This is a genomic window from Gemmata algarum (genome assembly GCF_034097035.1).
Classification (GTDB): domain Bacteria; phylum Planctomycetota; class Planctomycetia; order Gemmatales; family Gemmataceae; genus Gemmata; species Gemmata algarum.
On sequence record NZ_JAXBLV010000208.1, the window covers coordinates 41,135 to 47,134 of the forward strand.

General features: G+C 66.8%; 6 protein-coding genes and 1 tRNA gene. 4 read left to right on the plus strand and 3 right to left on the minus strand.

The window, feature by feature from the left end:
• Positions 1 to 492: 492 nt before the first annotated feature.
• Positions 493 to 1,347 (plus strand): BON domain-containing protein, encoded by an 855-nt coding sequence (locus R5W23_RS23910; RefSeq protein WP_320688484.1) that lies wholly within the window; start codon positions 493 to 495, stop codon positions 1,345 to 1,347.
• A 333-nt stretch (positions 1,348 to 1,680) separates the two neighbouring features.
• Positions 1,681 to 2,409: a metallophosphoesterase family protein gene (locus R5W23_RS23915; protein WP_320688485.1), complete on the plus strand. Its 729-nt coding sequence runs from the start codon at positions 1,681 to 1,683 to the stop codon at positions 2,407 to 2,409.
• A gap of 73 nt (positions 2,410 to 2,482) precedes the next feature.
• Here R5W23_RS23915 and R5W23_RS23920 read toward each other — a convergent pair whose 3' ends face one another.
• Positions 2,483 to 3,610 carry a lysylphosphatidylglycerol synthase transmembrane domain-containing protein gene (locus tag R5W23_RS23920; RefSeq protein WP_261186030.1) on the minus strand — a complete coding sequence of 376 codons (1,128 nt, stop codon included), beginning with the start codon at positions 3,608 to 3,610 and terminating at the stop codon, positions 2,483 to 2,485.
• A 130-nt stretch (positions 3,611 to 3,740) separates the two neighbouring features.
• Between R5W23_RS23920 and R5W23_RS23925 the strand changes: the two genes are divergently transcribed.
• A tRNA-Ala gene (locus R5W23_RS23925) sits at positions 3,741 to 3,813 on the plus strand.
• A gap of 436 nt (positions 3,814 to 4,249) precedes the next feature.
• Here the strand turns inward: R5W23_RS23925 and R5W23_RS23930 are convergent.
• A complete protein-coding gene (locus R5W23_RS23930; protein ID WP_320688486.1) occupies positions 4,250 to 4,609 on the minus strand; it encodes a hypothetical protein in 360 nt (119 codons plus the stop codon).
• A gap of 148 nt (positions 4,610 to 4,757) precedes the next feature.
• Positions 4,758 to 5,057, minus strand: a complete 300-nt coding sequence (locus R5W23_RS23935) for a hypothetical protein (RefSeq protein ID WP_320688487.1) — start codon at positions 5,055 to 5,057, stop codon at positions 4,758 to 4,760.
• A gap of 317 nt (positions 5,058 to 5,374) precedes the next feature.
• Between R5W23_RS23935 and R5W23_RS23940 the strand changes: the two genes are divergently transcribed.
• Positions 5,375 to 5,755 (plus strand): hypothetical protein, encoded by a 381-nt coding sequence (locus R5W23_RS23940; RefSeq protein ID WP_261186027.1) that lies wholly within the window; start codon positions 5,375 to 5,377, stop codon positions 5,753 to 5,755.
• Positions 5,756 to 6,000: the final 245 nt, after the last annotated feature.

Consider the following 6,000-nt stretch of genomic DNA (forward strand, 5'->3'; position numbering starts at 1 on the left):
ATGAGTCGGTATCCAGGCTGTGTTCCGGAGCCGGCCTCTGTGACAGGGCCGTTCCGTGTATGTACCTGAGCGGGCTACGAAGACCCCTCCCCAACCCCTCCCCCACGGGGAGAGGGGCTTAAAAACACCGGCGCGTTGAGCCCCGCTTCCATTGGGGGAGGGGGCTTGCTCCGACAACCCGGACCCAAACACGGAACAGCCCTGTCGCAGAGGCCGGCTCCAGAATACGGCCTGGATACCGACTCATCGGGTTCGGCGTTACCCGCCCGCCCGGACAGCCCGCCGGCCGCACATCTTACCCACGCCGAACGCCTTCGCCGACCGGACGCCGTTCGCTGCGTGGTACGGGTGGAACAATTCGCTCCACTTCATCCGGTAAAAATTACACGGCGCAATTTCACCTCAACTGACCGTGACTGAGAATAGAGGTACGCCCGCGGCGCGGCGATTCGCGACAACCGTCGTGAACGCACCCGGCCGGTGAGGTTCACCATGTTTGCGCACCTGCTGACATCGACACCCCTTCGCACGGTTGCCGCGCTCGCCTGGGCCGCAACGGCGGGGCAACTGTTCGCCGCGGACCCGCTCCCGCCCGCGGCCCCGGTGGTCAAGACGGTCACGCTCGCCGAGCTGACGCTGGGCAGCGCGATCCAGGTGGCGTTCGACGCCGACCCGGTGCTCCGCAACGTGCCGATCGTGGTGAGCGTCGTGGACCGGGGCGCGGTGATCGGCGGGCCGGTCGCCAGCGCGGAGGTCATGCGGCGCGCCGAGGCGGTGGCCCGGGCGGTCCCCGGGGTCGAGTCGGTGAAGAACACCTGCTTCGTGGACGCGGCCCCCGACCCGCTGCTGCGGGCGCTCGCGAGCCAAATGAAGCCGGGCAACCGGCCCGCCGGGGCGGCGCTGCCGGGCGTCGTGGTGCCGCCGGCCGCCCCCGCCGGGTTCGCCCCCAATGCGCCGCTGCCGCCGTCCGCCGAGCTCGTGGCGGCCGAGCCGGGCAAGACGGTCGTCGTGCAGCACCCGAGCACGCTGAACGCCCCGGTCAACATCCTGGGCGCCCCGGTGCTGCCCCGCGCGAGCGGCGCGCCGGACCTGCCGCCCGGCGGGTTCACCGCCCCCGGCGCGCTGACCGGCACCGGCCCGAAGCCCGCCGACGTGCTGGCCGCGGTGGCCGCCATCCGCGCCGCCGACCCGCGGTTCGCGAAGCTGACGGCCGAACTGAAGCCGGGCGGCGCCGTGCTCGTGTCCGGGTCGGTCCCGCGGGCCGCGGACGTCTGGGACTTCGCCGGGGCCGTGCGGAAGGTGCCGGGCGTCACCCGCGTCACGCTCGATCCGAACACGATGAGGTGAGCACGGGCGGAAGCCGGAAGGCGGAAGGCGGAAGAGGATTGGCCGCAAAAAAGCACAAAGGGCACAAAAGAAAACCTAAGACGAAGAGAAGTGTTTTAAAACAACTCTACTGCCTTCGTCTTATGTCCCCTTTTGTGCCCTTTGTGCTTTTTTGCGGCCAATCCTCTTCCGCCTTCGTCTTAGGTTCCCTTTTGTGCCTTTTGTGCTTTTTTGCGGCCAATCCTCTGCTGCCTTCGTCTTTTGTGCGTTTTTGTGGCCACTCCTCTTCCGGCTCCCGCCCGTCGCTTCCCGCCCCGCGTTCGTGCCCTAGAATTCGCGACAGGGGGCCGACGCATGCGCGTGCTGGTGGTCGCGGACATTCACGGGAACCGGGCCGCGCTCGAAGCCGTCCGCGAGCCGTTCGACCTGTGCCTGTGCGTCGGCGATCTGGTCGATTACGGCCCCGAGCCGGCGTGGTGCGTGGACTGGGTGCGCCGCCACGCCGCCCACTGCGTCCGCGGGAACCACGACCACGGGGCGGCGCAGAACGTCGAGATCCAGGGGGCCGGCGGGTTCCGGTTCCTCACCGCCGTCACCCGCCCGCTCTCGGTCGCGGCCCTCTCGCCGGTGCAGCGGCGGTACCTGGCCGAGCTCCCCACGTCGCGGATGTTCACCCTGAGCGGCAAGCGGTTCCTGATGGTCCACGCGACCCCGCGGGACCCGATGGACGAGTACGCCCCGCCCGACCCGGCGTTCTGGAAGCCCCGGCTCGCGGGGCTGAAGGTGGACTACCTGCTCGCGGGCCACACCCACATCCCGTACACCCTTCAGGTGGGCGCGACGCTGGTCGTGAACCCGGGCAGCGTCGGGATCGGGCGCGACGGCAACCCGCTGGCGTCGTACGCGGTGATCGACGGCGACGAGGTGCAACTGAAGCGGGTCGGGTACCCGGTCGAACAGACGGTCGCCGCGATGGAGGCGACGGTGCGCGACGCCACCGCCCGCCAGATGCTGACGGACGTGTTCCGCACCGGCGGCCTGCCCGCCCGCTGGCTCCGGAACGGGGCCAGCGGCCCGGGGTGAGGCCGCATCCGGCCGAAGTGGGCCTGGATGCGGCTCCCGGCACCGCACCAGCTCGGAACGACAGAATACGGTGTCAGGTCTTGGGGTTCGCGGCTTCGGCCCCGCCGGCTTCCCCTTCGACCTCGATGTCGTGCTGGATCTCGCGCACCTCGGCCCGCATCCGCAGGAACACCAGGTAGCCGGTGAGGGCGATGAGCCACTCCACGAGCCGGAGCGAGAGCCGGGCGATGATGCCCCGCCTTTCGGGGCGATCGGACAGCTTGTAGAGCCACGCGAACACGCCCTCGGCCACGCCCACCGCGCCCGGGGTGATCGGGATCGCCTGGGCGATGAACCCGATCGGCGCGATCACCATGTGCTCGGACGCGCTGGCCAGTTCCGCGGCCGGGTCCGCCGGCGGGAACACCCGGGACGCGCAGTGGAAGGCGAACACCAGCCCGAAGTGCGACACCGCCGACAGCAGCACCCCGACCGCCACCACCCTCAACCGCTTCCGGTACTCCCACACCGCGTACCACATCTCCGCCAGCGCGGCCCCGAGCTTCGGGACCCACTTCAGGCGCCCGGCGAACCGGTCCACGCGGTGCGCCGGCAACAGCCCCAGGAGCAGGAACCCGAGCACGCTCCCGGACGCGATCGCGGCCATGAGCTTCACGATCTTCTGGAGGTCCGGGTTCCGGGAGATGCGCGGGTCGCCGGTCGCCCAGGCCACGGACCCCAGCACGGCGACGAACAGGATGAGCCCGAACAGCCCGAGCGCGCGGTCCGCGATGACCGACGCCACGGCCCGCGACTTCCGCTCCGGGTGGGCGTGCGCGATGAAGTACGCCTTCACGAGGTCGCCGCCGACCGAGCCGGGGATGAACGTGTTGTAGAAGATCCCCACGAGGCTGAGCCGGTAGGCGTTCCGCACGCCGAAGGGCAGGTCGAGCGCGCGAACCAGCAGGTACCAGCGGTAAATTTGCAGCGCCGCGGCCACGACCATCAGCAGGGCGGCGCCGGCCAGCCACTCGAACGCGATGGGGCCTTGAATCATTTCCCCGATGCCGGGCGTGACGAGGACGGTTTCCACCCCGGTTTGGGGATCGACCTTGACGGTCGTCTTCGGCTCCCAGTACCGCGAAATGACATACGCGAGCAGGGCGAACCCGACGCCGTATTTCAGGAACGGAACGACCCACTTCGCCGCGTGCTTCTTCACCACTCGCCTCCGGTCCGCGTCGGGAACTGGGATGATTGTGCGGCCGGGAGGTGTTCGCGTCTAGTTCAACGACTCGCGGCGGTAGAGGGTTGACGCCGCCCCGTTCCGCCACTAGGTTAATTTCAGCCGAGGGGGTGTAGCTCAGTTGGTAGAGCGCTTGAATGGCATTCAAGAGGTCAGGAGTTCAACTCTCCTCACCTCCACCTCGCGAAAGCCCTGGGAAACCAGGGCTTTCTTCGTTTTCCAGGGGTAGGCAGAAACGAGCCAAAGTCACGTCAGTGACGGGAGCTGAGGAGTTCAACTCCCCACCGCTCGGCCGTTGCAACCGACGTGCTTTCGGGTTATGCCCTTTGGGGCGTGGTACAAACGCCTTCCCAAAAAAGCGCGGCCGTCGCCGTTGCCAGCACAAAGCGCGCAATTCCTTTTCGATGCCGTCCCGTCAGCCAAGTGCCAAACGGTTCACGGTGCATGACATGGACGGCACATCATCAGCTATTCAGACACCCGGAGAGCCCCCGGTGTCTCGATTGAAGGATGGGCACTCCGGCGGGTGAAACTTCACTCAGCGGTTCACGGTCCAAGCTCGGGTGTAAGCCGCTCGTCATTCCCGGATGGTGGCGCGAGCGGCCGGCGCCCCGGTTAAGGCTTTTCCTGAACGCGAATCAGCGTCTCCACCTGGCCGCGGTTGGTGATCACAATCTCATTATCAGCAATCTTAATGGCGGTGTACGTCATGTCCTTTTTACCATCAGCCGTGGTCGCAACTATTTTATTATTGTCAACCTTATACGATCGCTCGTGGGCATCGGGCTCCAGCTTGACCCCATCAGCGGTTATCCTCATTTTGCCGTCCTTGCCAAATTCAACCTCGGCCCCGGGCTTTTCCTTTATCTGCCACTTGCCGATCAGTTTTTCGGCGTCGATCTTCTCCACTTTCTCATCGGCATTAACGGCCACGCCGGCGAAGGCCGCTAATGCGAAAACCAAAATCAGTCTCATTGACTACTCCGCGGCCTGATACAGTCACTCACGTATTGGCGTGTCGCCACTTGCAAACGCCCAAATTACGTAGTGTTACTGTACCAGTCCATCGGCTACAGAGCCACTGGAAGCAACGCTGCGGCTACGATGAGGGCCGAAGGGCGGCTCACGGGACGTTCACCAGGCGCTTCTGCTCCCGCCCGACGCCGCAGTAGCGGACGCCGTCGATCGTGAAGACCCAGTACTCGCCCGGCGTGGTGAGCGGGGGGAACGCATCCAGGTCGGTGTCGCCGACCCGGCACAAACGGACGGAGGTCCACATGCTCAGCCCGACCCGGTCCGGATCGGGGTGCTGAACGAGGACCTGTTTCGGGCAGGTGCCGTCGAGCCCTGACCCGCTCGGGCGGGCGCCCCAACCGATCACCGCGCCGGCGCCGAACACAATGAGCAGTGAAACAATCTTCATGATCTGCACCCCATTGGCTCACGTCCGATCTTCGTCCGTCCTTCTGCGGCTCCGCAAATTAAAAACCCCTGACACAAATGCGCGGTAACGAACGCGGGCTTCATTTGGTGGAACATCCCGTGCCGAAGTGCTCGCGCACGTGGATGAAACGGCCCCTCCGGTCTATTCCGAGACGAGCGCCGGCGAACAGGTTCGCGCCCGCCGCGGGGCCGGCGGGGGTGATGGTAGCCCGAAGGGGCGTCCCGTACCATCACGGTTGGCGCGACCGCGACCGCCCCGCCGCGGCGGTCACGGCCGGCACCCCGGACGGTCTCACAATGAACACGCTCTTGATGCACGACCTGGCGGCCCTCGTCGAGCGCCTGAACGAGTGGCGGGGGACGACGGTCGAGGTGGTCGAACAAATCACCCGCTCACCGGGCAGCCTGAACCGGCACGCCACCACCTACTCGTCGTTCGTGATGCGGCTGGAGTTCGTCGGCGTCGCGTTCAGCGGGGCGACGCTGATGGTGCTGGGAAAGGCGCTCGGCCGGGACGCCGGGTACCAGGCCTCCTGCGACCTCCTCGAACGGCTGTCCGTGGGGGCCGATGAGGTCACGCTCGTGGAGCGGTTCGCGAAGGCGGCCGAGCGGCACACGGCGATCAAGCGACTGAACGCGGTTTGCGACCCCGGGCCGGGCGGCGCCCCGGGCGCGTAGGCCTTATACATGAACCCACCTGCGGCGCCGCTGTTGTTGACGAGCCGCGACCGCCCGGGAGCGGGGCACGAACGCGCGATAGCGATGCGAAGGCAATGTTTGACAGGATCGACAGGATGAACAGGATTTAAAATCGATCGGTCTTCATCCTGTTCATCCTGTCGATCCTGTCAAACATTGCCTTTAGAAGCGTGCGCCCCGCGCGGGCCGTAAAAAGCCACCCGTGCTCGGACACGTGACCGGTG